The following is a 23,351-nucleotide window of genomic DNA, read 5'->3' on the forward strand; positions in this document are numbered from 1 at the left end:
CGGGTGAGTCACGTATCTCTTATAAGGGCTCGGCGGCCCCCGAGTACGTCACCCGGTGACGTACTCGGGGGACCTGTCAGGCCTGTCAGACCGTCAGGAGGCTTGGCTTGGCGGCCTTGTCGATGGGCAGGAAGGCGTCCGGCACCGGGTACTGACCGAGGACGAAGTGCAGGATGGCCGCGTGCATCGCCTCGACGGGCGCGATGGTGGCGGCGGTCTGGATCGCGCCCACGCTCTTCACGTTGGAGACCGCGAAGAGATAGGTCTGCGCCGCCTGGTCCTCCAACTGGAGCGCCAGCTTCGCCACGGCACTGACGTCCTTGGCCTGGCCGAGCGCCTGGGTGACCTGCTTCTGGTCGGACAGCGGCACCCCCTTGATCGCGGGCTTGCCCGCGCCGGTCAGCACCGCGTTCCACGCCGCCGCGTGATCCATGTGCTGCGCCATCGCTGTGGTGGCGAAGGTCGACACCGCCGGAGGTACGGTTCCGAGCTTGCCGGCCTTGGCCGCCGCCAGCGCCGCCTTGTACGCGCCCACGGCCTGGTTCTCCAGCGCGACCGCCAGCGCGACGATCTTCAGGTCGCCGGTGTACGGGGACGCGTCCAGCGCGGCGGCCGAGGCGTCGGCGGCGGGCTGCGACGAGGAGCTGCTCTTCCCGCCGCCGCAGGCGGCCAGCAGGAACGCCGCTCCTGCCCCGCCGGCACCCAGCAGGAACCGTCGCCGGCCGGTCGCCCCCGAGGCGTCCAGCTCATGGCTCCGGTCCTCGTGCGCCTCCCGCGTACCGCCTGCCTCGACCCGCGTCCCGCCTGCCGTGACCTGCTCGGTCAGGTCGGCTCCGCTCGCGCGCATCACGGGCAGTGTCTCGCGATGGGCCTCCTCCATGTCCCGCGTGAGGCGGGTGAGTTGACCCTCGCTGATCGGCAGCTCCCAGCCGCCTCGCTGCGTACTCACTTGACGGCCCCTTCAGAGATCGGCGAGGCGTTCTTGGTCGGGTAGAAGGCGTCGGGGAATCCGACACTTCCCACGGCCGCCGGCAGCTTCGCGACGTCCGTCGGAATCGCGATCAGGCTGGTGTCGCCCGAGGCCAGCAGTGACTGGACCGCCAGCAGCGTCGCGCGGTGCTGGGCCTCGACCGGCGCGACGGAGCCGAAGAGCCGGCGCAACTGTGCGTTGCTGACCTGGCTGACGTTCTTGGTGTAGGTCTGCGCGGCCACGTCCTCCAGCGAGATGGCCAGCTTGACCACGTCGGCCGGGGTCTTGATCGACGGCAGCATCTTCTTGACCACGGCCGCGTACTTCGGGTCCGGCGCCGGCTGCGCCTTGCCGCCGGCCTGGGTCGCGGCCGCGTTGAACGCCTTGGCGTGTTCCTCGTGCTGCTGGGTGGTCCTCTTGATGAACGTGACGACCGTCTTGTTGCCGTCCTTGATGAACGGCAGGCCGGCGGCCGTACGGTAGACGGTCACCGCCAGATTCTCGATCGACGCGGCCGTCTGGAGCGCCATGATGTCGTTCTTCGACGTCGCCGCCGACCGGAATCCGCCCTCGTGGAAATCCCTCAGCGCGCTGTCCGTGATTCTCACGGCATCGCTGTTCAAATCCTGTGACTGCTCGGTCAGTTCCCGCAGCAGTCGGGTGTCGATGCGCTCCGCGCCCATCACGCCCCATCTCTCATCGCGCCCGCGCGATCGCGGGCACTCTCATCGACACATTCGCGAGAGGGAGGCTTCCGGATTGCCGACATCACCGACACACCGTGTCAATTCACCCCATCAGCCGAACAATCGGCCGACGGACTCACCCAGCGGTGAGACACGACGACGGGCCACGCCGTCACCGGCGTGGCCCGTCAAAGCTTTTCGTGGAAGTCCGACCAGGCGGATCAGTCCTCGGCGAGCATGCCGGACCGCAGCGTGGCCAGGGTGCGGGCCAGCAGGCGCGAGACATGCATCTGCGAGACGCCCAGCTTCTCCCCTATCTGCGACTGGGTCATCTCCTGCCCGAAGCGCATTTCCACAATGGCGCGCTCACGGTCGTCCAACTGCCCGAGGAGCGGGGCGAGCGAATGGAAATCCTCGACGAGTTCCATGGCGGGGTCGCAGTCGCCCATCGTATCGGCGAACGTACGGCCACTCTTCTTGGCCTGACCGTCGTCACCGGAGTCATTGGGAAGGTCGAGAGATCCGGCGGTGTAGCCGTTCGAGGCGACAATTCCTTCGATGACTTCTTCGTCACTCAGCCCGAGGTGCTCGGCCAACTCACCGACGGTGGGCCTGCGGTCGAGCACGGCCGCCAGGTCGTCCTGCGCCTTCGCGAGTTCGACGCGCAGCTCCTGAAGGCGGCGCGGCACATGGACGGCCCAGGTGGTGTCGCGGAAGAACCGCTTGATCTCACCGATGATGTAGGGCACGGCGAAGGAGGTGAACTCCACCTCGCGGGAGAGGTCGAAGCGGTCGATCGCCTTGATCAGGCCGATCGTGCCGACCTGGTGGATGTCCTCCAGGTCGCCACTGCCCCGGTTGCGGAAGCGGCTCGCCGCGAACCGTACGAGCGACTGGTTCATCTCGATCAGGGTGTTGCGGGCGTACTGGTACTCGTGCGTGCCCTCTTCGAGGACCTGGAGCTGGTCGAAGAACAGCTTCGACAGGTCACGGGCGTTCTTCGGCGCGATCTTCCCCGCGTCCTCGATCCACGGCAGCTCGCCTACGAAGCGCTCGCCGCCCACCGTCGTTCCGGCCTCGGTGAGCTGTATGGACGTACTTGCGGACCCGGTTGTCATCGTCACGTCATCGCCTTACCTAGTCGGACTCAGTCAGGCACCTGCCCCCGAACCCCACCCCTACTCCTCCAGACGGCAACAGTTTCCAGAGAGCACATCTCGCCGGCCGGCCGGCGGGACGCACCCTGCCCTCACTCCCCTGCCGTCCCCATCGTCACCGACGACGCAGGAACATGATGAGAACGATGATGAGAATGACGACAACAACCGTACCGAGACCGATGTACATGAGAAATTCTCCATTCCGTAAAGCCAATCCATAAACGGCACCCGGCCTGACGGCCGAACGCCCTGTCCATCGAGACGGGTTACCCCGATCCGCCTCGCTAAACAGTGGAGAAAAAGCAGCGGGAGATTTCTCAGGAGCACGTACCTGAGGGGAATGCGCGTTCGGCCCGGCGCTGCGGCGCGTTATTCGGCGGTGGCCGTGTACGGGGTCGAGGTGGCGGGTGGAATGCGTACGGCGATCATGGCGATGTCGTCCGTACTGCTCTCCCCCAGACCGGACATGATCTCGTCGCAGAACGTCTCCAGCGGCTCGCGCGACAGCGCCGCCGCGTGCTGGCGCAGCCGGGTCATGCCGTCGTCGATCACCTCCGTACGCCGCTCGATCAGTCCGTCGGTGTACAGCAGCACGGTGGACTCCGGCGGCAGCGGCTCGACGGCGTCGGGGCGCATCGTCTCCGGCGAGACGCCGAGCAGCAGGCTGCGGCCCCCGCTCAGGAAGCGGGTGTCGCCGTCGCGGGTGATCAGGAGCGGGGCCGGGTGGCCGGCCGCCGCGTAGTGCAGGAGCCAGTGGCCGTTCGCCACGGGTTTGGTGACCAGGGCGTACAGACAGGTCAGGGTCTGCGCCGGGTAGAGGACTTCGTTCGCGGCGTCGAGCCGTGCCAGGATCTTGCCCGGCGGTTCCTTGCGGTCGCAGGCGATGCCGCGCAGCATGTTCCGCATCTGGCTCATGGAGACGGCGGCCCTGAGGTCGTGCCCCGTGACGTCGCCGATGATCAGGGTGAGGGCGCCGTCGGGGAGCAGGAACGCGTCGTACCAGTCGCCTCCGACCTCCGCGCTCGCCCGCGCCGGGTCGTAACGCGCGGCGATGTCGAGGGGGCCGGCCTGGGGCAGCTCGGGCAGCAGGGAGCGCTGGAGGCGTTCGGCGGTCCTGGCCATCTCGGCGTGCAGGTTCGCGTTGTCCACCGCCATGGCGATGCGGTGGGCCAGGTCCTCGATCAGCGGCAGCCGGTCCTGGTCGTCCAGGCCGCCGGGGCCGGTACGTACGAGCGTCAGCACGCCCAGCACCCGGCGGCGCGCCCGCAGTGGGATCAGCACCGCGCGGTGCGCGCCCAACTGCTGAAAGGTCGCCAGTTCGCTCCGGTGCAGGGCGTCCATGCCCTGTGCGGGCGGGGGAAAGTCCGCCAGCCGCAGCGGGCCGGCTCCCCGCAGCGCGCGGGCGAGCGGTGCCCCCGAGGAGTCCTCGGCGCGCGGCAGGAGCGATTCGAGGAAGCCGGGGGACAGCGCGTCGGGGTCGCGGTGCTCCAGCACCGCGCGGCGCAGCCGCCCGTCGTCCTGGAGCAGGTCGACCACGCACCAGTCCGCCAGGGCGGGCACCAGTACGCGGCACAGCCTGCGCAGTCCCGGCTCCAGCTCCAGGGTGCTGGAGAGCGCCTCGGAGGCGTCGGCCACCAGGGTCAGCCGCTCCAGGGCGTCCTGTACGGCCCGGTCCACCTCGAAGGGATCGTCCTCATGCGACTGCGCGGTCACATCACTTCTCCCGGTACAGGAGCCGGTCGGCACCTGCTCGGAGCCTATCCGGCCGGGCGCCTGAGGGCCGGGACGGCGACAGCCGAGGCGGCGAGCCACCCGGCGGCGAACAGCCAGCCGCCCAGTACGTCGCTGGGCCAGTGCACGCCCAGATAGATCCGGGTGAGGCCGACGGCGGCGGCCCAGCAGAGCGCGAGGACGCAGACCGTACGGGCAAGCGGTCGGCTGCCGGGCGTCGTCGCCCCGGCGGCGCGGCAGGTCACCGCCCAGCAGAGGATCCCGGCTGCGAGGGCCGAGGTCGACGCGTGGCCGGAGGGGAACGAGAAGTTGGCGGCGCGGGTGACCTGGTCGGCGATGTCCGGCCGGGGGCGCGCGACCAGTTCCATCAGGCCGAAGCGGACCGCCTGCCCGAACACGAGGACCAGCACCGCGATGATCACCGCCCGCAGCCGCCCCCGCGCGGTGCGGCCCACCGTCAGACCGGCGGCGAGGGCGAGGAGGTAGGGCCAGACGAACGTACCGGTCGAGGTGACGCCCCGCGCCAGGGCCACCACACCGGAGGTCCGGCGATCGCGTGTCCAGTCATGGACCGCGCCGTCCCCGGGCAGCGGCGCGCCGCCCCGTACCGACACCACCAGCGCCAGAACGCCGAACAGCGCCCCGCAGACCGTTGCGACGACGGCCGGTACCGTACGCGCGCGGGGGGCCCGCACCGCATCGCCGTCAGCGGGTGCTGACATCTCGGGTGTCCTCTCGTCACGGCGGCCGGGGTCGCGCGTGCGCGGGACCCCGGACGACTACAGCGATGTAGACGTTTCACCGTACCGCAGTCGGCGGCGGACACCCGGAACGCCGGGGCCCCGGGCCGCGAGAACGGTGGGGGTGGTGAGCATGATGGGGGTGGTGAGGATGATGGGGATGATGGGGTCCCGAACCTGACGCCTGGCCCAGATGCCCGGCCCCCGGCGCCCGGCCCGACACGCCAACAACGCCCGAACAGAGGAAGAGCATGAGCGACGTCACCGACTTTACGGACATCCCCCCGACCACCCTCGCCGACCTGCTGGGGCGCGGCCAGGTCATGGACATCGGCATACGCCCGCTGTGGGCCCCGACGCCGCGTCTCGCGGGTCCGGCGTTCACCGTGCGCTGCCCTCCCGGTGACAACCTCATGCTGCACGCGGCCATCCACCGCGCCGAGCCCGGTTCGGTCATCGTCGTCGAGGCCGGTGATGTGGACTACGCCGTCGCCGGGGGAAACGTCTGCGCGGTCGCTCAGCGCCGGGGAATCGCCGGGTTCGTGCTCGACGGGGTGATCCGGGACCTCGCCGAGATCCGCGAGATGGGCTTCCCCGTCTTCGCCAGGGGCGTCATCCCCATCCCGGGCGTCAAGGTCGCCGTCGAGCCGCTGGGCGGCCCGGTGCTGTGCGGCGGTGTGACCGTGCACGCCGGTGACATCGTCGTGGCCGACGAAGAAGGCATCGTGGTCACGCCCGGCGCCCGCCAGGAGCAGGTACTCCTCGACGCACGCGCGAAGTTGGCGAAGGAGGCCGCCCAGACGCTCGACCAGTGGGAGGAGGCGCACCGCGCCCGTATCGGCAAGGCCCTGGCCGAGGGCGGCTTCAAGGACTGACCGGCGGCCGGTCCGCCGGCCGTCCCGCCGCCAGGGCGCGGCGCAGCGACAGCCCGAGCAGTACGACAACGGCGAGCGGCAGCAGCCACCAGGCGTTCACGCCGAAGTGGACCAGGACCGCCGTGGCCGCGAGCGCGGCGAGGGCGCCGACGGCCACCCGCCAGTCGTCGCCGACCACGAAGTCGTACCAGAACAGCGCGAAGGACCGGATCCACCTCATCTGCTCGTCCCTTCTTTCGACGCGTGATCCGTGGCGGCCGCGCGCGCCCTCGCGCGCCGGAGCAGGGCCGTGTAGCCGAGGGCGACGGCCGCCACCACCGGCACGAGGATGAGCAGAGCGGCGTCGGAGCCGGGCCAGGCCGCGCCCGCGCCTTCGGCGGACCAGAAGACGCCGAAGGAGGTGAGCAGGGTGCCGACGACGAACTTCATGGTGTTCTCGGGTACGCGCGCCAGCGGGGCGCGGACGGCGACACCCAGGGCCGCGACCGCCACGACGGCCGCGGCGGCGCCGAGCGCCGCGAGCGGGACATCGCGCGCGTTGTTGCCGAACGTCACCACGATGAAGGCGACTTCGAGCCCCTCCAGGAAGACGCCCTTGAAGGCGAGGGTGAACGCGTACCAGTCGCCGACCATCCCCCGGCCGCCCGTCCCGGCCTCGCGGGCGGCTGCGACCTTCCTCTCGTAGGCGGCGGCCTCGTCGTGCCGGGCCTTGAGGCCCCCGGCGCGCAGCACGGCCTTGCGCAGCCACTGCAAGCCGAAGATCAGCAGCAGCGCCCCCACGACCAGGCGCAGCGCACCGAGCGGAATCAGACTGATCGCTGGGCCCAGCGCGCCCACCGTGACGGCGAGGACGAGCAGCGCGGCACCGGCGCCCTGAAGGGCGGACCGCCAGTGCCGTCCGGTGCCCGCGGCGAGCACGATGGTCAGGGCCTCCACCGCCTCGACGGCGCAGGCCAGAAAGACGGTCAGGACGAGAACGAGACCGCTCACACAGGGCCGCCTGTCATGGTCGGACGCGGACGGGGGGCGCGCCCCGGGGCCGGGAGCACCACCCACCCGGTATACGCCATTCCGTGCGGAACGCGCCACGGTCCGCCGTCCGCCGCGTTTTACGACCGCCGGGAGGACGAAGAGCGGTATCGACAACCCGGCCACCCCGACCACGACGCTGAACATGATCCGTGAAGCGGGGACGGCGCCCAGGCCGGCCGGTACGGTACGCGCCCCCGCCCGGTCAGTTCACCAGCACGATCTTCCCGCGGGCGTGGCGGCCTTCGCTCAGTTCGTGCGCTGCCGCCGCCTCGCTGAACGGGAACGCCGCCTCGACCGGCATCCGCAGCCTGCCCTCGCCGGCGAGCGTGACCGCGATCGCGAGGCCGTGCACGGCCTCCGGGTCGGCGTCGGTTCCCAGGACCTCGCCCGTGTCGCCGGTCGGCGCCCCGTGCGAGAGGTGTACGCCGAGGGCCGCCGCCGCGAAGTCGGGGGCGATCGTCACCACGCGCGCCGGGTCGCCCGCGATGGCGATGAGGTCCGGCAGCGCCCCTCCGGCGCAGTCGAACACCGCGTCCACCCCGCCCGGCGCCAGCGCGCGGATCCGTTCGGGGAGCCCCGTACCGTACGTCGTCGGCTCCGCGCCCAGGGAACGCAGGAAGTCGTGGTTGCGCTCGCTCGCCGTACCGATGACGGTGGCGCCCCGGGCGACCGCGAACTGGACGGCGACGCCACCCACCGCACCCGCCGCGCCCTGCACGAGCAGGGTGTGCCCGGCCCCGACCGCGAGCCGGTCGAGGACCCGGGTGGCGGTCTCGGCGGTGCCCGCGGCGCCGCCCGCCTCCTCCCAGCTCCAGGCGGCCGGTTTGGGCGCCCAGGCCCGCAGGACCGCGAAGTCGGCGTTGGCGCCGCGCACCGCCGAATCGGCCATGCCGAACACCTCGTCCCCGATGCGCACGCCCGTGACGCCGTCGCCGACCTCGTCCACCACGCCCGCCGCGTCGAATCCGGTCCGGAACGGGAACGTCACTGGCACCACGTCACGCAGCTTCCCCGAGCGGATGTAGGTCTCCCCCGGCGAGATCCCGGAGGCCCGTACGGCGATACGGATCGCGCCCGGTCCTGCGTGCGGGGCCGCCACCTCGGCGACGTGGACAACACTGGGCGGGCCGTACTCGGTGAACTGAATGGCTCTCATGCGCCGAACGTAACGGAGCCCCTCGTCCGTCTGGCTAAAGTGAGAGAGATGACGGCGCAAGTGAGAGCGAAGCTTCGGATCGACGCCCGCGAAAACCGTGAGCGCATCCTCGCGGCCGCCCGCGCGGCCTTCGCAGCCGAGGGCCTCGACGTACCGATCCGGGAGATCGCCCGGCGCGCCGAGGTCGGTGTCGCGACCGTCTACCGGCACTTCCGGACCAAGGAAGCACTGCTGGCCGAAGCGCTCACCGAGCAGATGGCCTCGTGCTCGGTGCTCATGGAGGAGGGGCTTGCGGCGGACGACCCGTGGCGCGGGTTCTCCCTGGTGGTCGAGAGGGTCATGGAGGTGAACGGCCTCGAACGGGGCTTCGCCCGCACGTTCACCGCGCGGCTTCCCCCGGCGGCCGACCTCGCCGAGGGTCGCGAGCGCCCGCTGCGCCTGCTGTTCGAACTGGTACGGCGCGCCAAGGAAGCGGGCCCCCTGCGGAGCGATTTCGTGGTGGAGGACATCGTCCTGGCGCTGATGGCGAACGAAGGAATCCGCGCCGAGTCGCCCCAGATGAGGGCGGCGGCGTCGCGCCGCTTCGCGGCCCTGATGCTCCAGTCGTTCCAGGCGGACCCGGTGCTCGCGCCGCTTCCGCCGCCCGTCCGGCTGCCGCTCCCCCGGGGGTGATCGGGGCCCGGTGACCGGGCCCGAGGCTGATCGGGGCCCGAGGCTGATCGAGGCCCGGCGACCGCGGCCCGCTCAGCCGATGTCGAGAACGACCTTGCCGGTGATGTCCCCGGTGGCGAAGGCCCGTTGTGCCTCGGCGGCCCTGTCCAGCGGGAAGACAGCGCCGACGCGTACGGAGAGCAGACCGGCGTCCACCAGCGCAGTGACCGCCGCGAGATCCTCCCGATCCATGCGGGCGAATACGTCGATGGAGCCCGAAGCGCCGGGTTCGGCGACGGACGCGAGCCGGGCGCCCGGTCGCCCCGCCCCCGCCGACGCGGCGAGCGTGCCTGCGCCGACCGTGTCGAACATGGCGTCCACACCGGCCGGGACCAGGCGGAGCACCTGCTCGGTCAGGCCCGCGCCGTGAGCGACGGGTTCGGCGCCGAGCGTACGCAGGTACGCGTGGTTCCCCGGTGAGCCGGCGGCGATGGCGCGGGCACCCCGGGCGCCGGCGATCTGCACAGCGATGGACCCCACACCGCCGGAGGCCCCGTGCACGAGGAGGGTCTCGCCCCGCCGTACGGCGAGTGCGCGCACCACGCCCTGGTACGCGGTGAGCCCGGCCAGCGGCAGCCCGGCCGCTTCGGCGAAGGACATGGTGCGCGGCTTGTGCGCGACGGTGCGTACGTCGGCCGACACCAGTTCGGCGAACCCGCCGTGCGCACGCTGCACCTCGCCCCGGAGGTACGCGATCACCTCGTCGCCCGGCGCGAACTCCGGCGCCCCGGGCCCGGCGCGCTCCACCACCCCGGCGATGTCCCAGCCGGGCACCACGGGGAAGTACGTCTCGACCGCGCCGTCCAGCGCCCCGGCCTGGAGGGCGGTGTCCGCGCGGTTCAGCCCGGCCGCCCTGACCCGGATCAGGACCGAGTCCACATGGGTCTTCGGCTCGGGCAGCTCGGTCGGCTCCAGGACGTCGGGTCCGCCGTAGCGGCGGTACACCACGGCTCGCATCGCTCAGGCCCCCGGAATCGCCATCGGCATGTCCATCAGGACGCGGTGCCGGACGATCTTCCACTCCCCGTCCACGCGGCGCAGGTCGGTGTCGTAGTAGCCGGACTCGATGGGGCGGACGGTGCCCTGTGCCCCGGCGGTGCCCTCGGGCCAGCCACCGGCCGGGCGGGCGGTGGCGCGTACCTCGAAGACCACGAACTGGGCGTTCAGATGCGCCTGGTCGCCGTCGACCTCGATGAGGTGGTCCGACGTGGTGTGGTGGCTGGTGCCGCCCTCGGGGTGCGGCGCCATGAAGTGGTCGACCGCGTACTCCACGCCCGCGCCGCCGATGAGCGGCTCGCCGACGGGCTCGTAGGTACCGGGGCCGGTTCTGGCGGAGATCTGAACGGTCGCGTCGTCGGTGAACAGCGCGCCCTGCGCCTTCCCGTCGCGCCCGTCGGTGGCGCGGACGTAACGCGCCAGGACCTCTTGGATCTTGCGCTCGTCGCTCATGGTGCTCACGCGTTCCCTTCGGTGCTTCGGTTTCTTCGGCTTCTCGGCTTCCTTGATCCGAGTTGACCACCTGGGGCGGGCGGGAGCCATGAGTGTTCCGGCAACGGTGGATACCCTGGAGGTATGGATCGTCTGGAGACCCGTGAGCTCGACTACTTCATCGCGGTCGCCGAGGAACTGCACTTCGGAAGAGCGGCGGAACGCCTGGGCATCGCCCAGCCCCCGCTGTCGCGCGCGATCAGCCGCCTGGAGCGCCGGATGGGGGTGCGCCTGCTGGAGCGCACCAGCCGCCGCGTGGCGCTCACCGAGGCCGGGGCCGTGTTCCTGGCCGACAGCCGCGCGCTGCTGGAGTCCCTCGAAGCGGCGGTACGACGGGCCCGGCGCGCGCAGCAGCCCGGTCGGCTGGTGATGGCCGTACGCCCCGGCACCGCGTCCGGGCTGGTCGCCGATCTGATCCACTCCAGCGAGGTCGGTGCCCACGACGTCTTCTTCACCTTCGACCGTCCGGCCGCCCTCAGGGACGGGCGGGCCGACATCGCGCTGCTGTGCCTCGGCACCGACGACCTGACCGGGCTGGTGACCGCCGATCTGACGGAGGAGACGCCGTTCGCCCTGGTGCCGCGCGGCCACCCGCTGGCCGGACGCCCCTCGGTGACGGTCGCCGACCTCGGCCGGGACCCGAACTTCGCGCTGGAGTGCCCGCCGCTCGGGCTGGACGAGATCATCGACCGGGTCGTACTCGGCCGGCTGGTCACCGTCGTGGGCTCCGGTGCCGCCGCACGGATCTCGCCCGATGTGGCCGCCGTACCGGTCTCGGACCTGCCGCCCACCCGCCTGGCCCTGGCCTGGACGGCAGCGGCCTCCCGCCCGGCGGTCACCGCCTTCGTCCACGCGGCCCGCACCGCGGAGGCGCGGCGGACATCGGCCTCGCGGCCGCGCGCTTCGTAGCGCCGGCTCCCGCCTGCGTCGCGTGCGGCTTCAACAGCCCTGAACCGCCGGGGGCGTGGGAGTGTCAGGTGGCGGCGGAGTCGCCGTAGTCGATGGGTTCGCTCAGCAGCTCGCTCGCCGCCCGGCTGACCTTCGCCAGGGCGTTCAGGAGGGTTTCGCGTTCGGCTTCGGTGAGATCCGCGGTGACCTTCTCCTCGATCAACCGGCGCTCCGCTTCGACCGGTTTCCGCAGCGCACGCCCCGCGTCGGTGAGCCAGAGCCGGACGAGGCGGTTGTCCCGGTCGTCACGGCGACGGGTCAGCAGCCCGGCCGTGGTCATCCGGTCGGCCATCTTGACGACGGTGGGCGTCGTGACGTTCAGGGCGGCAGCGGCCTCGCCCGGCGTCCTGCCGTCCTGCTCCCACAACACCGCGAGCAGGTAGTTCTGTCCGACGTGCAGCCCATGGCGTCGCATGGCCGCGTCGGCCAGGGCTCGGAGGACCTTCGACGTTCTGCCGTGGAGGTCCAGGAACTCAGACATCGAGGCCTTTCGGTGACGTACGGAGGCGGCTGCCGGAGCCGCGGACAAGTCGATTGACGGCTAATCATTCACCGGCTAACGTTCTCAACAACTCGTTAGACGGCAAACGACTTTAGGGAGCCACGATGATACTGGTCACCGGAGCCACCGGGAACATCGGCCGTGAACTCACGCGCGAACTCGACGCGAGGGGCGCGGCGTCGCGTCTCCTCGTCCGCGACCCCGCCCGCGCGGCCGGACTGCCCGACCGCGCCGAGCGCGCCGTCGGCGACCTGGGGGAACCCTCGACCCTGACGCCGGCCTTCGACGGCGTCGACGAACTCTTCCTGCTCACCCAGGGCATCGGCACCGACCAGACCACCGCCGCCGTCGCCGCAGCCGAGGCCGCCGGGGTGCACCACATCGTGCACCTGTCCTCCCTCCACGTCACCCTCGACCCGCTGCCCGCCATGGCCCGCTGGCATCACGAACGCGAGGAGATCATCCGCGCCTCCGGCATACCCGCCACATTCCTTCGGCCCGGCGGTTTCATGACCAACGCCTTCGACTGGCTGCCCACCATCCGCGAGTCGAACCACGTCCTCGACCCGGTCGGACCGGGCCGCTACGCGCCGATCGACCCCGCGGACATCGGCGCGGTCGCCGCCCTCGTACTCACCGAGGCCGGCCACCAGGGCAAGGAGTACGTCCTCACCGGCGACGAGACATTCACCGTCACCGAGCAGGTCCGGGTCATCTCCGAGACGACCGGCCGCGACATCGAGGTCCGGGAAGTGACCACACCTGCCGAGGCGGTGCGGTTCCGCTTCCCCAACGGCGCACCTCAGGCCCTCGCCGACGCCGTCACCGAGGGCTTCAACCTCATGCGCGCCGACACCGTCGGGTTCCGGACGGACACCGTCGAGCGACTGCTCGGACGCAAGCCACGGACCTTCGCGGACTGGTGCGCGCGTCACGCCGAAGCGTTCCGAGTGCCCGAGGCCGTCTGAGCCGAGGGGCGACCGCGGCGGATCTATTCGTTTGCGGAGGCAGCCGATGGCTTGGCGACGTTCGGGGCACCGTCCGCGTGTGAACCATGGACCGAGGAGGCCCCGTCGTTGCTGTCGTTCCGGAACACAGCCGGCGGCGACGCCCCGGCGTACGTCGAGCACGTGAAACGGGCGAGGTGAACCACCCCGCCCGGCGGCCCGACGTCAGGCGGGTCGGATCAGTTGCTCGGCGGCCTTGACCGCGGCCGCCCGCCTGTCGGCGACAAGATCGGCGGTGCCCGTCCGCAGGGCGAGACCTCGCGCGAACGCGACGGGTGCCTCCATGGACTTCGCGATTCCGGCGAGCAGTACGACCAGGTGCACCGGCGACCAGCCCGGATCGATGTACCCCTCGCGCTGCCCCCGCCGGATCTCGGCGAGCTTCGGCTCGTAGGCATCGAGCCGCCAGTCGTCGGCGGCGAACGAACCCGCGGCTGCGCGTACGAGGGGTCAGCGGGCTGCGCGTCGCCGACGCCTCCGTCATGCCGACCCCGATCTCCGGGAACACGAACGCCACCGTCCTCGCCATCGCCGAACGGGCCAGTGACCTCCTCTGAACCCGGGGCCCTGTCAGGAGGTCTTGCGGGCGACAGCTCCGTACATCGCGATGGCGCGGTCCTCGACGGCCTCCTGGCCGGGGTTCGGTCGCCAGCGGTGGACCTGGGTGAGCCCGGGTTCGACGAGTTTCAGGCCGTCGAAGAAGGTCAGCGCCTCGTCGTAGGTGCGCAGTTGCATGGGCATGCCCTGGCGCTTGTACTCGGCGGCGACGCGGGCGACTTCCTGAGGCGCGAAGTCGGCGGTGCCGATGGTCATCGCCAGGTAGCTTCCCGTGGGGAGCGGATCCAGCAGGTGCTGGACCAGGCCGTGCGCGTCGTCGGTGTCGAGGATGAAGTGCAGTATGCCGATGATCAGCAGGCCGACGGGTTCCTGCAGATCGAGGAGTCCCTGGAACTGGGCGGTGGTGAGAATCCGGTTCGGATTGTGCATGTCGGCGTCGACGTAGGCGGTGCGCCCCTGGGAGGTGCTGGTCAGAAGATTGCGGGCGTGGGCGAGGACGATCGGATCGTTGTCGATGTAGACGATCCTCGAGTCGGCGGCGACCTCCTGCACCACCTGATGGAGGTTGGGCGAGGTCGGCAGGCCGCTGCCGATGTCGAGGAACTGCCGGATTCCCGCCTCCGCCGCCAGATAGTGCGAAGCGCGCTCCATGAAACGGCGGTTGGCCCGCATGTGCACCGGCAGCGCCGCCCACTCCCGGCACATGGCGTCCCCGGCCTCCCGGTCCGCCGCGTAGTTCGTCCGGCCGCCCAGGATGTAGTCGTACACGCGGGCCGAGTGAGCCACCCCCGTATCGAACGGATCCTGTCCAACTGTCCCTGGATTCAAGGCCGCTCGCTCCCTTCACTGATCCCGTGATCCCGCTCTCCCGCCCGGCGGCGCCATGCCGGCGCCGGGTCGATCAACCCGCGTGCGACGCGGGCGCACATACACCAAAACATAGCCCGCCGAGCCCTCGCCACCGTGCGACATACCCGTTCGAGGGCGTACCCGACCGCGACGCATCGCACCACATAACGCAATGGAGATGCGTTACGTTGGAGTGCACGGAGGAAGGCCTCCTGGACGCCCTCCGCAAGCGCCGCCCGCGAGCGCCCCCCGCGAACACCTCCACATATCCAGGAATCGAAGGAGCACGCCAGGTCCGACCAGGTCTGGTTCATCACGGGCAGTTCACGCGGGCTCGGCCGCGCCGTCGCCGAGGAGGCCCTCGCCGCCGGGCGCAAGGTCGCCGCCACGGCCCGTAACACCGATTCGCTCCGCGACCTCGCGGAGAAGTACGGCGACGCGGTCCTGCCGCTCGCGCTCGATGTCACCGACGCCGCGTGGGCGGCGCGGGCCGTACAGGAGACCGTCGACCGCTTCGGGCGGATCGACGTCGTCGTCAACAACGCCGGCTACGCCAACATGATCCCGGTCGAGGATCTGGAACTCGACGACTTCCGCGCCCAGGTGGAGGCCGGGTTCTTCGGCACCGTCCATGTCACCAAGGCGGCGCTGCCGTTCTTCCGCGCCCAGAACAGCGGGCACTTCATCCAGGTCACCTCGTCCGGCGGCCGGGCCACCGCGCCGGGCCTGGGCGCCTACCAGGCGGCGAAGTTCGCCGTCGAGGGCTTCTCCGGCGTACTGAACCAGGAGGTCTCGCCGCTCGGCATCAAGGTCACCCTGATCGAGCCGGGCGGGATGCGCACCGACTGGGCGGGTTCCTCGACGAACGCGGGGCCGCTGCGCCCGGAGTACGAGCCCACCGTCGGCGCGCTGATCAAGCGGCTGCGGTCGACCACGGGCCAGGAGCCCATCGACCCGGCGAAGGTCGGCCGGCCGCTGCTGGAGATCACGGAGATGGACGAGCCTCCGCCGCATCTGCCGCTGGGCAAGTACGCGGTCGACAGCATCAGGGACTCGATGCGCACCCTCATGGAGGACGACGCCCGCTGGGCGGAGACCGGCCGCTCGGTCGACTTCGACTGAGCCCCGGGCGGGTGGGGCGTCAGGCGGCCACGACAGGGGCCAGGGCGAGGGCGGCGGCGCTGTACTCGATGACCCGCACCCGTCCCGCGCTCCGAGCGCCTGGTGCCGCGCGACTCGGACGGGTGGGTGCCATCAGGCAGGCGTTCCGGTCCGTTCGACGCTCGAAGATGTAACGCCACGCCACTCCGAGCCTGCTTGGGGATCCGACGAGGGAAATTCGTTGGTTTCGTTGTGTGTGACACCATTTCGATGACCCACCACGTGGAGTGCGTCGCGATCCTCGAACCCACTACGAGGGCGCCAGGGGCCCGAGTTGCGGCGGGGCGCGTGTGGGAATCGTGAGAGTTCGCGCGAACTTCTCAGAATTCGGTTACGGAAGCACAAAGCTCGGAGGGCTCACTCGGCGCTTTCGAACAGGTCGGGCGCCGCCCCATGCGATGGGAGACCGATCAACGATGTTCACTCTGGTACGGAGCAGAGTGCGGACCGCCGCACTCGCGCTCTCGGCCGTCGCGGCCCTCGCTTTCGGCACGACCTCCACGACCGGCGCGGCGGCGGCCTCCGCTCCCGCGAAACAGGGTCCGACCTCGGTGGCGTACGTCGAGGTGAACAACAACAGCATGCTCAACGTCGGTAAATACACACTCGCCAGTGGCGGCAACGCCTTCGACGTCGCCGTGATCTTCGCGGCGAACATCAACTACGACACGGGCACGAAGGCGGCATATCTGTACTTCAACGAGAACGTGCAGCGCGTCCTCGACAACGCCGCCACGCAGATACGGCCGTTGCAGCAGAAGGGCATCAAGGTCGTCCTCTCGGTGCTCGGCAACCACGAGGGCGCGGGCTTCGCCAACTTCCCCACTCAGCAAGCGGCTTCGGCGTTCGCGAAACAGATGTCGGACACTGTGGCCAAGTACGGCCTCGACGGCATCGACTTCGACGACGAGTACGCCGACTACGGCAACAACGGCACCGGCCAGCCCAACGACAGCTCGTTCGTGTACCTGGCGACGGCGCTGCGCGCGAACATGCCTGACAAGATCATCAGCCTCTACAACATCGGCCCGGCCGCGTCGCGGCTCTCCTACGGCGGCGTGGACGTCTCGTCCAAGTTCGACTACGCCTGGAACCCGTACTACGGCTCCTGGCAGGTCCCCGGCATCGCACTGCCCAAGTCGAAGCTGTCGCCGGCGGCCGTCGAGATCGGCCGGACCTCGCAGAGCACGGCTGCCGACTTCGCCCGCCGTACCGTCAGCGAGGGGTACGGCGTTTATATGACGTACAACCTTGACGGCGCCGATCGCAGCGCCGATGTCTCCGCGTTCACCAAGGAGCTGTACGGCAGCGCCGCCGTCTACACGCCGTAAGGGCGAAGAGCTCGTGCCGTGAGGTGGTCTTGTGAGCGCCCGATCAGGCCGGCCTGCTCGGGCGACGCGCTCGAAACGACACCCCCAACCGGGGCCACCCCGTAACGCGGCGCGGCCGAGCGCGCGCTCCTCGAACTGGAGCGCACGCCCGGCCGCATGCCGAACCGATCTTGAGGCCAGGTGAATTCAGCCGGTGATCTTGAACGTGTTCGGCGAGAGGTTCTGCTGCGCGACCTGGCCCGGAAGCAGGTTCGTCACCGTGTTACCGGTGAACTTCCCTGTGCCGGTCACTCCCGTGGCGATCTGGATTCCCTGCGTCGCGGGATGGTCGATCGTGTTGTTCGTGAGCGTTACGTTGATGCGCGTCTTGTCGACCAGGAGACCCGTGCTGAGGGACCCGCGGATGATGTTGTTGCTCATGGTGACGTTCGTGAAGGCGGTCGGGAACTGCGAGTTGGGGCCTGGAGAGCCGATGTGCGCACCCTGCCGGGGGCCGTTCCAGCCGCCACCGCCGTTGAGGACGTTTCCGGTGATGGTCGCGGACTCCAGGGGGTGCCCCGAGTCGCCGAACACGCTTACCTCCAAGGCGTTGTTCGATGACACGCTGTTCACCAGGTTGTCCCGCACCTCGACGTTCTGACCGCCGGCGACCCGGATGCCGTTGGCCCACCACGGGGCGATCGCGGTGTTGTTCAGAATCTTCGCACCGGTCACCTGAGCGCTCTTGCCGGTGGCGCCGGCGTCCGAGTACGTCGCGAAGGAATCGTCGCCGGTGTTCCGGGCGAAGCAGTTCCTGACCGTGATGTTGCGGCCGAGCTTGTCCGGATTCGGTACGCCACCGTTGTTGATGTTGAAACCGTCACCGTAGCTGTCCGCGGTCCGGCTGTTCTGAACGAGGCCGTTGCTGCCCGAAAGCCAGTTGGCGTCGATGTGCCGCGTCCAGAGATGGCCGACCACACGGGGCGCGCCTCGGCGGAACGCCGGTCATCAGCAGGTTGCGTGGGCAGGCGGTCAAGGCACTGTCCGGCGGACAGGCCGTACGCCGGCGCCGAGGGCGACCGCGACAGCGTCGCGCCCTCATCAAGGAAGCCCCTGACTTTTCCCAGCTCAGGGGCTTCGCCGGCAGACGAGTCGGGCTGTACGCCGGGTTCTGTCGCCCGGTCGCCTCGCGGCGGCCGGGGAGACGGCCATCCATCTAGGACCGGCGTTGCCGCCGGCCTCGTGCGGTCTACCCGCGGACATCGGGCGGGCAGCCCTCAGTCGTCCGCGCAGGGCCGCCTCTCGGTGGCCCCTCTTGACCTTGCTCCGGGTGGGGTTTACCTAGCCGGCCGAGTCACCTCGGTCGCTGGTGGTCTCTTACACCACCGTTTCACCCTTACCGGGGACCGAAATCCCCGGCGGTCTGTTTTCTGTGGCACTTTCCCGCGGGTCACCCCGGGTGGGCGTTACCCACCACCCTGCCGTATGGAGCCCGGACGTTCCTCGGCAAGATCGAAGATCTTGACGCGGCCGTCCGCCCGGCTCGTCTGCCGTAACGCTCATGCTACCCGTCGGAGCAGGGGCGGCGGACCCCGGTGACCTACGCTGGCGCGGGGCCGCGTGCCCGTTCTGTTGTACGTACTTCGAGGAGAACCACCGTGCTCGTGCTGTTGCCGCCGTCGGAGGGAAAGGCCTCTTCTGGGCGCGGAGCCCCGCTGAAGCCCGAGTCCCTCTCGCTGCCGGGTCTCCACCGGGCGCGGGCCGCCGTGCTGGACGAGCTGGTCGAGCTGTGCGCCGCCGACGAGGAGAAGGCCCGGGGCGTGCTGGGTCTGAGCGAGGGGCTGCGGGGTGAGATCGCCAAGAACGTGGAGCTGCGGACCGCCGGCACGCGTCCGGCCGGGGAGGTCTACACCGGGGTGCTCTACGACGCGCTGGACCTGGCCACCCTGGACAGCGCGGCCGGGCGGCGGGCGACCAAGGCGCTGTTGATCTTCTCCGGGCTGTGGGGGGCCGTGCGGGTGAGCGACCGGATCCCCTCGTACCGCTGCTCGATGGGCGTGAAACTCCCGGGGCTCGGCGCGCTGAGCGGGCATTGGCGCGAGCCGCTGGCTTCCGTGCTGCCGGAGGCGGCGGGTACGGGACTCGTGCTGGACCTCCGTTCGTCCGCGTACGCGACGGCGTGGAAGCCGAAGGGTGAGGTGGCGGACCGTACGGCGACGGTTCGCGTCCTGCACTCCCAGACCGACCCGGTGACCGGGGCCGAGAAGCGATCCGTGGTCAGCCACTTCAACAAGGCCACCAAGGGCCGGCTGGTACGGGACCTGCTCACCACCGGCGCCGCACCCGCTTCGCCCGCCGAACTGGTGGTGGCGCTGCGGGATTTGGGGTACGTGGTGGAGGCGACGCCCCCGGCCGGCGCGGGGCGCGTGTGGGCGCTGGACGTGGTGGTCACCCAGATCCACTGAGGCCGCCACCATCCTCCGTTGCACACTGCGCAACGCGCGTTGCGGGGAGCGGGAGGCGCGCGGCAGGATGGGGCCCATGACCTCCGTGCTGGACCTGGCCCCCGTGATCCCTGTCGTCGTGCTCGACGACGCCGCCGACGCCGTACCCCTCGCCCGCGCGCTGGTCGCCGGCGGGCTGCCCGCGATCGAGGTGACGCTGCGCACCCCGGCCGCGCTGGACGCGATCCGCGCGATAGCCGACGGCGTACCGGACGCGGTCGTCGGCGCCGGCACGGTGCTCACGCCCACCGCCGTGAACGACTCGGTGACGGCCGGCGCGCGCTTCCTGGTCAGTCCGGGCTGGACGGACACCCTGCTGGCGGCGATGAAGGCGTCCGGCATTCCTTTCCTGCCGGGGGTCTCGACGGCGTCGGAGGTCGTGGCGCTGCTGGAGCGCGGGGTGAGCGAGATGAAGTTCTTCCCGGCGGAGGCGGCGGGCGGCACGGCCTACCTCAAGTCCCTCTCCAGCCCGCTCCCCCAGGCCCGGTTCTGCCCGACGGGCGGCATCACGGCCGAGTCGGCGGCGTCGTACCTCACACTGCCGAACGTGCACTGCGTGGGCGGTACGTGGATGCTCCCGGCGGACGCGCTGGCCGCGAAGGACTGGGACAGGGTGGAGTCGCTGGCCCGCGAGGCGTCGACGCTGAATCTGACCCGTCGGGCCTGAACCGCCTTGTTGAGCGGGTCAGTTGCCGGAGCGGGTCATTCGCCGCCGCTGAGGTCCAGCAGCGCGTAGTCGGCGATGTGCCGGTAACCCAGCCGCTGGTACAGCGCGTTGCTCGTGGGATTCGCGGTGTCCGTGTAGAGCAGGACCTGTTCGGCGCCCGCGTCCAGCGCGTTCCGGCTGACGGCCGCCGTCACCGCCCCCGCGTATCCGCGTCCGCGCAGGGGCGCGGGCGTGTAGACGGGCGCGACCCGGATCTGGCCGGCTATCAGCAGGCTCCGCCCGGCCATGGACACCGGCTCGCCGTCCAGCTCCCAGAGCAACAGCCGCTCCTCGGCGATGCGTTGGGCTGCCACCACCGTGTAGTCCCGGGTCACCGACTCGTGGACGTCGATGTCGAAGGCGATCATCCAGCGGGCGACGAGCGGCACGTCCGCCGCCACCGCGAGCCGTGCCCGGCCGGCCGGGGCCGGTCGCACCGGGGTCAGCTCGCCCAGCCTGAACAGCCGCATCCCCTCCGTCGTACGCCAGTTGCCCGCGCCCCCGGTCCACGCATCCGCGAAGGCCTCGGCGGCCGGTGTTTCACCGCGTACGCCCGACACCTCGGGTGCTGCGTCAACTGACCGGAGAACAGCGGCCAGTTCCTTCGCGACGGAGTCGCTCATCGGGCCGAGGAACGGCGGCTGCGGCGGTGTCCGCATGAACGCGCCGGTCACCTCGGCGCCTTCGGCCTCCCGCCACCAGCCGAACAGCGCGGGGCCCTGCGAAACGCCACCACCACCGCCTTGGCGGAGCGACTCGGTCACGGTCAGCAGCACCGTGTTACGCGCCGCGTCCCGCGCCAGATACCGGTCCGCCACACGGCGGAATTCCTCGACGTCATCCGTCAGTTGCCAGCTCATGCCCGTATGGTGCCCCGGCTTCGGCGCGCGCCGCACTACGGTTTCCGCCGCCCCGCCCCGGCAGATCCCCGGCCTCCGCGCGGATCAGCGCAGATGCGAGGTGTCGTTGAAGAGCCGCAGCGACGCGTTGCCGTCCGCGTAGTACGCCACCTCCGACACGGCGGCCGGCGACAGCTCCATCCGGAACAGCGACCGCTGTGGGGCGCCCAGCGCCAGTTGTACGAGCGTCTTCACCGGGGTCACATGCGTGACGACCAGCACGGTCCGCCCCCGGTAGCGCTCCAGCAGCCGGACGCGCGCCGCCTCGACCCGTTCACCGACCTCGGCGAAGCTCTCGCCGCCGCCCGTGGGGGCCACATCGGCGGAGCCGAGCCAGGCGGTCAGGTCGTCCGCGTACCGCTCCCTGACCTCGGCGAAGGTCAGGCCCTCCCAGGCGCCGAAGTCCGTCTCGCGCACGCCGTCCTCGACGTGGACGGTGAGCCCGAGCCGGGCGGCCACGGCCGCGGCGGTCTCGCGGCAGCGCCTGAGCGGCGAAGAGACGATCTCCTGGACCGTTCCGCGCCCGGCCAGCGCCGCCGCAGCACGCTCGGCCTGGCCCCGGCCGGTCGCCGACAGCTCCGGGTCGGCGCCCGAGGCGGCTCCGCTGCCGGAGAACCGCTTCTCCGGGGTCAGGGCCGTCTCACCGTGCCGCAGGAGCACGAAGGTCGTCGGCGCCCCGAGATCGGCGGCGCCCCACCCGACGGCGGGCGTGACCACCGGGGCCGGGGGCGTGCCCGTCACCGTACCGTCCACCGCCCCACCCACCACGCCGTACACCGGGGAGCCCGGCCTGTCCAGCTCGGCCGTGGAGGCCGAGGCGTCCCACTGCTCGCCCCTGCGGCCCGCGTCCATCGCCTCGTTGGCCAACCGGTCGGCGTGCTGGTTGCGCTCGCGCGGCACCCACTCGTACGACACCCGCCCGGACGGGAAGACCGTCGCCGCCTCGGCGGCCAGCGGCTTGATGTCCGGGTGCTTGATCCGCCAGCGGCCCGACATCTGCTCGACGACCAGCCTGGAGTCCGTCCGCACCTGGATCAGGGCTTCCTCGTCCAGCTCCTTCGCGGCCCGCAGCCCGGCGATCAGGCCCCGGTACTCGGCGACGTTGTTCGTGGCGACACCGATGAACTCGGCGGCCTCGACCAGCGTCTCGCCGGTACGCGGGTCGCGGACGACGGCGCCGTACCCGGCGGGGCCGGGGTTGCCGCGCGATCCCCCGTCCGCCTCGACGACGAAGGTCGCGGGTGCCCCGGCCGGCGCCTCGGTCATCCGCTCAGAGACCCGAGTCGGCGGTACGGACGAGGATCCGGCGGCAGTTCTCGCACCGCAGGACGGTGTCGGCGGACGCGGCCCTGACGTCGTTGACCTCGGTGATGTTCAGTTCGAGCTGGCAGCCCTCGCACTTGCGCCGGTACAGGCGCGCCGCGCCCACCCCGCCGTGCTGGACGCGCAGCTTCTCGTACAGCTTGAGCAGGTCGGCTGCGACGGCGCCGGCGACGACCTCGCGCTCCTTGGTGACGGTCGCCGCCTCGGCGTCCAGCTCCTCGTTGGCGGCGTCACGGCGCGTGACGGCGTCGTCGGCCTTGGTCTGGACGGAGGAGACACGTTCCGTCAGCTCCTTGACCCGCTCCTGCGCGGACTCGCGGCGCTCCATGACTTCGAGGACGACGTCCTCCAGGTCGCCCTGGCGCTTGGCGAGCGAGACGATCTCGCGCTGGAGGCTCTCCAGGTCCTTGGACGAGGTGACGGCACCGGAGTCCAGCCGCTGCTGGTCGCGTGCGGCGCGCTGGCGCACCTGGTCGACGTCCTGCTCCGCCTTGACCTGCTCGCGGGCGGTGTCGCTCTCCTCGGTGGTGGAGGCCACCAGGAGGTCGCGCAGTTGGGCGAGGTCCTTGGTGAGGGATTCGATCTCGGCGTGCTCGGGAAGGGAGTTGCGCTTGTGGTCGAGCTGCGACAGTCGGAGGTCGAGGGCCTGGACGTCGAGAAGTCGGATCTGGTCGGCGGGCGCGGCGTTCAGTTGGGGGCTCCTGAGGAATCGGCGGAGGGGCGCGAGGCGCTCGGTGGAAGGGCTGTGCTGGCGGCGAAGTGGGCCGACCAGGGGTCGGTGACCGCCGCCGAGACATGGACCCGCAGGTCCCAGCCGTGGCGGTCGGAGATCTCGTCGAGCTGGGCGGCCGCCTGCTCGCACCAGGGCCACTCGGTGGCCCAGTGTGCGGCGTCGATCAGCCCCAGCGCGGAGAACTGGGTGGCTTCGGAGACCGGGTGGTGGCGCAGGTCGGCGGTGAGGAACGCGTCCACGCCCGCCGCCCTGACCTCGTCGAAGAGGCTGTCGCCCGAGCCGCCGCTGACGGCGACCGTACG

At 70.9% G+C, this 23,351-nt stretch carries 27 protein-coding genes and 1 other RNA gene; 9 read left to right on the forward strand and 19 right to left on the reverse strand.

The genetic code is table 11. The features are described 5' to 3' along the window. Nucleotides 1-85: 85 nt before the first annotated feature. The 5 genes from QR77_RS09950 to QR77_RS09970 form a co-directional block, all read right to left on the reverse strand. Nucleotides 86-949: a ferritin-like domain-containing protein gene (locus tag QR77_RS09950; protein ID WP_236710584.1), complete on the reverse strand. Its 864-nt coding sequence runs from the start codon at nucleotides 947-949 to the stop codon at nucleotides 86-88. Then, entirely contained in the window at nucleotides 946-1,653 is a 708-nt protein-coding gene (locus QR77_RS09955) for a ferritin-like domain-containing protein (protein WP_040021061.1), read from the reverse strand. The genes QR77_RS09950 and QR77_RS09955 overlap by 4 nt, the downstream gene beginning before the upstream one ends. Nucleotides 1,654-1,877: 224 nt before the next feature. Further along, a complete protein-coding gene (locus QR77_RS09960) occupies nucleotides 1,878-2,780 on the reverse strand; it encodes an RNA polymerase sigma factor SigF (protein ID WP_236710585.1) in 903 nt (300 codons plus the stop codon). A 405-nt stretch (nucleotides 2,781-3,185) separates the two neighbouring features. Next, nucleotides 3,186-4,529 (reverse strand): GAF domain-containing SpoIIE family protein phosphatase, encoded by a 1,344-nt coding sequence (locus QR77_RS09965; protein ID WP_052488643.1) that lies wholly within the window; start codon nucleotides 4,527-4,529, stop codon nucleotides 3,186-3,188. Between the two features lie 44 nt (nucleotides 4,530-4,573). Then, on the reverse strand, nucleotides 4,574-5,269 hold the full coding sequence (locus QR77_RS09970) for a phosphatase PAP2 family protein (RefSeq protein ID WP_040021065.1): 696 nt from the start codon (nucleotides 5,267-5,269) through the stop codon (nucleotides 4,574-4,576). A gap of 269 nt (nucleotides 5,270-5,538) precedes the next feature. Here QR77_RS09970 and QR77_RS09975 point away from each other — a divergent pair, with 269 nt between their 5' ends. Next, nucleotides 5,539-6,162 carry an RraA family protein gene (locus QR77_RS09975; RefSeq protein ID WP_040021067.1) on the forward strand — a complete coding sequence of 208 codons (624 nt, stop codon included), beginning with the start codon at nucleotides 5,539-5,541 and terminating at the stop codon, nucleotides 6,160-6,162. On the opposite strand, the gene QR77_RS09980 is transcribed toward QR77_RS09975, so the two are convergent. The 3 genes from QR77_RS09980 to QR77_RS09990 all read right to left on the reverse strand — a co-directional run bounded on the left by QR77_RS09980 (nucleotide 6,152) and on the right by QR77_RS09990 (nucleotide 8,350). Beyond that, the gene (locus tag QR77_RS09980) at nucleotides 6,152-6,382 is read right to left on the reverse strand and encodes a hypothetical protein (protein WP_052488644.1); all 231 of its coding nucleotides are present in this window, start codon (nucleotides 6,380-6,382) and stop codon (nucleotides 6,152-6,154) included. The two genes, QR77_RS09975 and QR77_RS09980, sit on opposite strands and share 11 nt — an antisense overlap. Beyond that, nucleotides 6,379-7,152 carry a hypothetical protein gene (locus QR77_RS48460; protein WP_052488645.1) on the reverse strand — a complete coding sequence of 258 codons (774 nt, stop codon included), beginning with the start codon at nucleotides 7,150-7,152 and terminating at the stop codon, nucleotides 6,379-6,381. The genes QR77_RS09980 and QR77_RS48460 overlap by 4 nt, the downstream gene beginning before the upstream one ends. 244 nt (nucleotides 7,153-7,396) lie before the next feature. Next, nucleotides 7,397-8,350, reverse strand: coding sequence for an NADP-dependent oxidoreductase (locus tag QR77_RS09990; RefSeq protein ID WP_040021069.1), 954 nt, complete (start codon nucleotides 8,348-8,350; stop codon nucleotides 7,397-7,399). 48 nt (nucleotides 8,351-8,398) lie between these two features. Between QR77_RS09990 and QR77_RS09995 the strand changes: the two genes are divergently transcribed. Next, entirely contained in the window at nucleotides 8,399-9,022 is a 624-nt protein-coding gene (locus QR77_RS09995; RefSeq protein ID WP_040021070.1) for a TetR/AcrR family transcriptional regulator, read from the forward strand. 72 nt (nucleotides 9,023-9,094) lie between these two features. On the opposite strand, the gene QR77_RS10000 is transcribed toward QR77_RS09995, so the two are convergent. Next, nucleotides 9,095-10,018, reverse strand: coding sequence for an NADP-dependent oxidoreductase (locus QR77_RS10000; protein ID WP_040021072.1), 924 nt, complete (start codon nucleotides 10,016-10,018; stop codon nucleotides 9,095-9,097). Nucleotides 10,019-10,021: 3 nt separating this feature from the next. Further along, nucleotides 10,022-10,510, reverse strand: coding sequence for a nuclear transport factor 2 family protein (locus QR77_RS10005; protein ID WP_040021074.1), 489 nt, complete (start codon nucleotides 10,508-10,510; stop codon nucleotides 10,022-10,024). 123 nt (nucleotides 10,511-10,633) lie between these two features. Between QR77_RS10005 and QR77_RS10010 the strand changes: the two genes are divergently transcribed. Next, nucleotides 10,634-11,458, forward strand: a complete 825-nt coding sequence (locus QR77_RS10010) for a LysR family transcriptional regulator (protein ID WP_052488646.1) — start codon at nucleotides 10,634-10,636, stop codon at nucleotides 11,456-11,458. Nucleotides 11,459-11,522: 64 nt separating this feature from the next. Here the strand turns inward: QR77_RS10010 and QR77_RS10015 are convergent, their stop codons facing one another. Further along, nucleotides 11,523-11,978, reverse strand: a complete 456-nt coding sequence (locus tag QR77_RS10015) for a MarR family winged helix-turn-helix transcriptional regulator (protein WP_040021075.1) — start codon at nucleotides 11,976-11,978, stop codon at nucleotides 11,523-11,525. A gap of 125 nt (nucleotides 11,979-12,103) precedes the next feature. Between QR77_RS10015 and QR77_RS10020 the strand changes: the two genes are divergently transcribed. Then, nucleotides 12,104-12,967: an NAD(P)H-binding protein gene (locus tag QR77_RS10020; protein ID WP_040021077.1), complete on the forward strand. Its 864-nt coding sequence runs from the start codon at nucleotides 12,104-12,106 to the stop codon at nucleotides 12,965-12,967. Nucleotides 12,968-13,171: 204 nt separating this feature from the next. Here the strand turns inward: QR77_RS10020 and QR77_RS46555 are convergent, their stop codons facing one another. Then, nucleotides 13,172-13,378 (reverse strand): hypothetical protein, encoded by a 207-nt coding sequence (locus QR77_RS46555; RefSeq protein WP_236711084.1) that lies wholly within the window; start codon nucleotides 13,376-13,378, stop codon nucleotides 13,172-13,174. On the opposite strand from QR77_RS46555, the gene QR77_RS48465 reads away from it, so the two are divergent. Further along, nucleotides 13,282-13,563 carry a GMC oxidoreductase gene (locus tag QR77_RS48465; protein ID WP_078876585.1) on the forward strand — a complete coding sequence of 94 codons (282 nt, stop codon included), beginning with the start codon at nucleotides 13,282-13,284 and terminating at the stop codon, nucleotides 13,561-13,563. The two genes, QR77_RS46555 and QR77_RS48465, sit on opposite strands and share 97 nt — an antisense overlap. Before the next feature lie 13 nt (nucleotides 13,564-13,576). Here QR77_RS48465 and QR77_RS10025 read toward each other — a convergent pair whose 3' ends face one another. After that, a complete protein-coding gene (locus tag QR77_RS10025; protein ID WP_052488647.1) occupies nucleotides 13,577-14,392 on the reverse strand; it encodes an SAM-dependent methyltransferase in 816 nt (271 codons plus the stop codon). A 288-nt stretch (nucleotides 14,393-14,680) separates the two neighbouring features. Here QR77_RS10025 and QR77_RS10030 point away from each other — a divergent pair, with 288 nt between their 5' ends. Then, a complete protein-coding gene (locus tag QR77_RS10030) occupies nucleotides 14,681-15,535 on the forward strand; it encodes an SDR family NAD(P)-dependent oxidoreductase (protein ID WP_040021080.1) in 855 nt (284 codons plus the stop codon). A gap of 455 nt (nucleotides 15,536-15,990) precedes the next feature. Next, nucleotides 15,991-16,905 carry an endo-beta-N-acetylglucosaminidase H gene (locus QR77_RS10035; RefSeq protein ID WP_040021082.1) on the forward strand — a complete coding sequence of 305 codons (915 nt, stop codon included), beginning with the start codon at nucleotides 15,991-15,993 and terminating at the stop codon, nucleotides 16,903-16,905. A 186-nt stretch (nucleotides 16,906-17,091) separates the two neighbouring features. Here the strand turns inward: QR77_RS10035 and QR77_RS10040 are convergent, their stop codons facing one another. Further along, nucleotides 17,092-17,862 carry a right-handed parallel beta-helix repeat-containing protein gene (locus QR77_RS10040; protein WP_052488648.1) on the reverse strand — a complete coding sequence of 257 codons (771 nt, stop codon included), beginning with the start codon at nucleotides 17,860-17,862 and terminating at the stop codon, nucleotides 17,092-17,094. A 166-nt stretch (nucleotides 17,863-18,028) separates the two neighbouring features. Further along, nucleotides 18,029-18,430, reverse strand: an RNA gene (gene rnpB, locus QR77_RS42710) — RNase P RNA component class A. 112 nt (nucleotides 18,431-18,542) lie between these two features. Between rnpB and yaaA the strand changes: the two genes are divergently transcribed. Together yaaA and QR77_RS10050 are read left to right on the forward strand one after the other, a co-directional pair. Then, nucleotides 18,543-19,349 carry a peroxide stress protein YaaA gene (gene yaaA / locus QR77_RS10045; protein WP_040021085.1) on the forward strand — a complete coding sequence of 269 codons (807 nt, stop codon included), beginning with the start codon at nucleotides 18,543-18,545 and terminating at the stop codon, nucleotides 19,347-19,349. 76 nt (nucleotides 19,350-19,425) lie between these two features. Next, nucleotides 19,426-20,055 carry a bifunctional 4-hydroxy-2-oxoglutarate aldolase/2-dehydro-3-deoxy-phosphogluconate aldolase gene (locus QR77_RS10050; RefSeq protein WP_078876586.1) on the forward strand — a complete coding sequence of 210 codons (630 nt, stop codon included), beginning with the start codon at nucleotides 19,426-19,428 and terminating at the stop codon, nucleotides 20,053-20,055. A gap of 35 nt (nucleotides 20,056-20,090) precedes the next feature. Here the strand turns inward: QR77_RS10050 and QR77_RS10055 are convergent, their stop codons facing one another. The 4 genes from QR77_RS10055 to QR77_RS10070 all read right to left on the reverse strand — a co-directional run. Continuing rightward, the gene (locus tag QR77_RS10055) at nucleotides 20,091-20,954 is read right to left on the reverse strand and encodes a GNAT family N-acetyltransferase (protein ID WP_040021088.1); all 864 of its coding nucleotides are present in this window, start codon (nucleotides 20,952-20,954) and stop codon (nucleotides 20,091-20,093) included. Between the two features lie 84 nt (nucleotides 20,955-21,038). Beyond that, nucleotides 21,039-22,259: a bifunctional RNase H/acid phosphatase gene (locus QR77_RS10060; protein ID WP_040021090.1), complete on the reverse strand. Its 1,221-nt coding sequence runs from the start codon at nucleotides 22,257-22,259 to the stop codon at nucleotides 21,039-21,041. Nucleotides 22,260-22,263: 4 nt separating this feature from the next. Continuing rightward, nucleotides 22,264-23,007 (reverse strand): C4-type zinc ribbon domain-containing protein, encoded by a 744-nt coding sequence (locus QR77_RS10065; RefSeq protein WP_201778882.1) that lies wholly within the window; start codon nucleotides 23,005-23,007, stop codon nucleotides 22,264-22,266. Further along, on the reverse strand, nucleotides 23,004-23,351 hold a 348-nt coding region (locus tag QR77_RS10070), incomplete at its 5' end, for a Nif3-like dinuclear metal center hexameric protein (protein ID WP_040021093.1). The genes QR77_RS10065 and QR77_RS10070, both read right to left, overlap by 4 nt.

This window comes from Streptomyces sp. 150FB (assembly GCF_000818195.1).
GTDB lineage: Bacteria > Actinomycetota > Actinomycetes > Streptomycetales > Streptomycetaceae > Streptomyces.

Bases quoted from the DNA above. Each gene is read 5' to 3' on its own strand.
- QR77_RS09980 (WP_052488644.1), bottom strand. From the start codon at position 6,382: ATGAGGTGGATCCGGTCCTTCGCGCTGTTCTGGTACGACTTCGTGGTC.
- QR77_RS10005 (WP_040021074.1), bottom strand. From the start codon at position 10,510: ATGAGCGACGAGCGCAAGATCCAAGAGGTCCTGGCGCGTTACGTCCGC.
- QR77_RS09995 (WP_040021070.1), top strand. From the start codon at position 8,399: ATGACGGCGCAAGTGAGAGCGAAGCTTCGGATCGACGCCCGCGAAAAC.
- QR77_RS10020 (WP_040021077.1), top strand. From the start codon at position 12,104: ATGATACTGGTCACCGGAGCCACCGGGAACATCGGCCGTGAACTCACG.
- QR77_RS10015 (WP_040021075.1), bottom strand. From the start codon at position 11,978: ATGTCTGAGTTCCTGGACCTCCACGGCAGAACGTCGAAGGTCCTCCGA.
- QR77_RS10000 (WP_040021072.1), bottom strand. From the start codon at position 10,018: ATGCGAGCCGTGGTGTACCGCCGCTACGGCGGACCCGACGTCCTGGAG.
- QR77_RS09975 (WP_040021067.1), top strand. From the start codon at position 5,539: ATGAGCGACGTCACCGACTTTACGGACATCCCCCCGACCACCCTCGCC.
- QR77_RS10060 (WP_040021090.1), bottom strand. From the start codon at position 22,259: ATGACCGAGGCGCCGGCCGGGGCACCCGCGACCTTCGTCGTCGAGGCG.
- QR77_RS09970 (WP_040021065.1), bottom strand. From the start codon at position 5,269: ATGTCAGCACCCGCTGACGGCGATGCGGTGCGGGCCCCCCGCGCGCGT.
- QR77_RS10010 (WP_052488646.1), top strand. From the start codon at position 10,634: ATGGATCGTCTGGAGACCCGTGAGCTCGACTACTTCATCGCGGTCGCC.
- QR77_RS10035 (WP_040021082.1), top strand. From the start codon at position 15,991: ATGTTCACTCTGGTACGGAGCAGAGTGCGGACCGCCGCACTCGCGCTC.
- QR77_RS10055 (WP_040021088.1), bottom strand. From the start codon at position 20,954: ATGAGCTGGCAACTGACGGATGACGTCGAGGAATTCCGCCGTGTGGCG.
- QR77_RS09955 (WP_040021061.1), bottom strand. From the start codon at position 1,653: ATGGGCGCGGAGCGCATCGACACCCGACTGCTGCGGGAACTGACCGAG.
- QR77_RS09990 (WP_040021069.1), bottom strand. From the start codon at position 8,350: ATGAGAGCCATTCAGTTCACCGAGTACGGCCCGCCCAGTGTTGTCCAC.
- QR77_RS10050 (WP_078876586.1), top strand. From the start codon at position 19,426: ATGACCTCCGTGCTGGACCTGGCCCCCGTGATCCCTGTCGTCGTGCTC.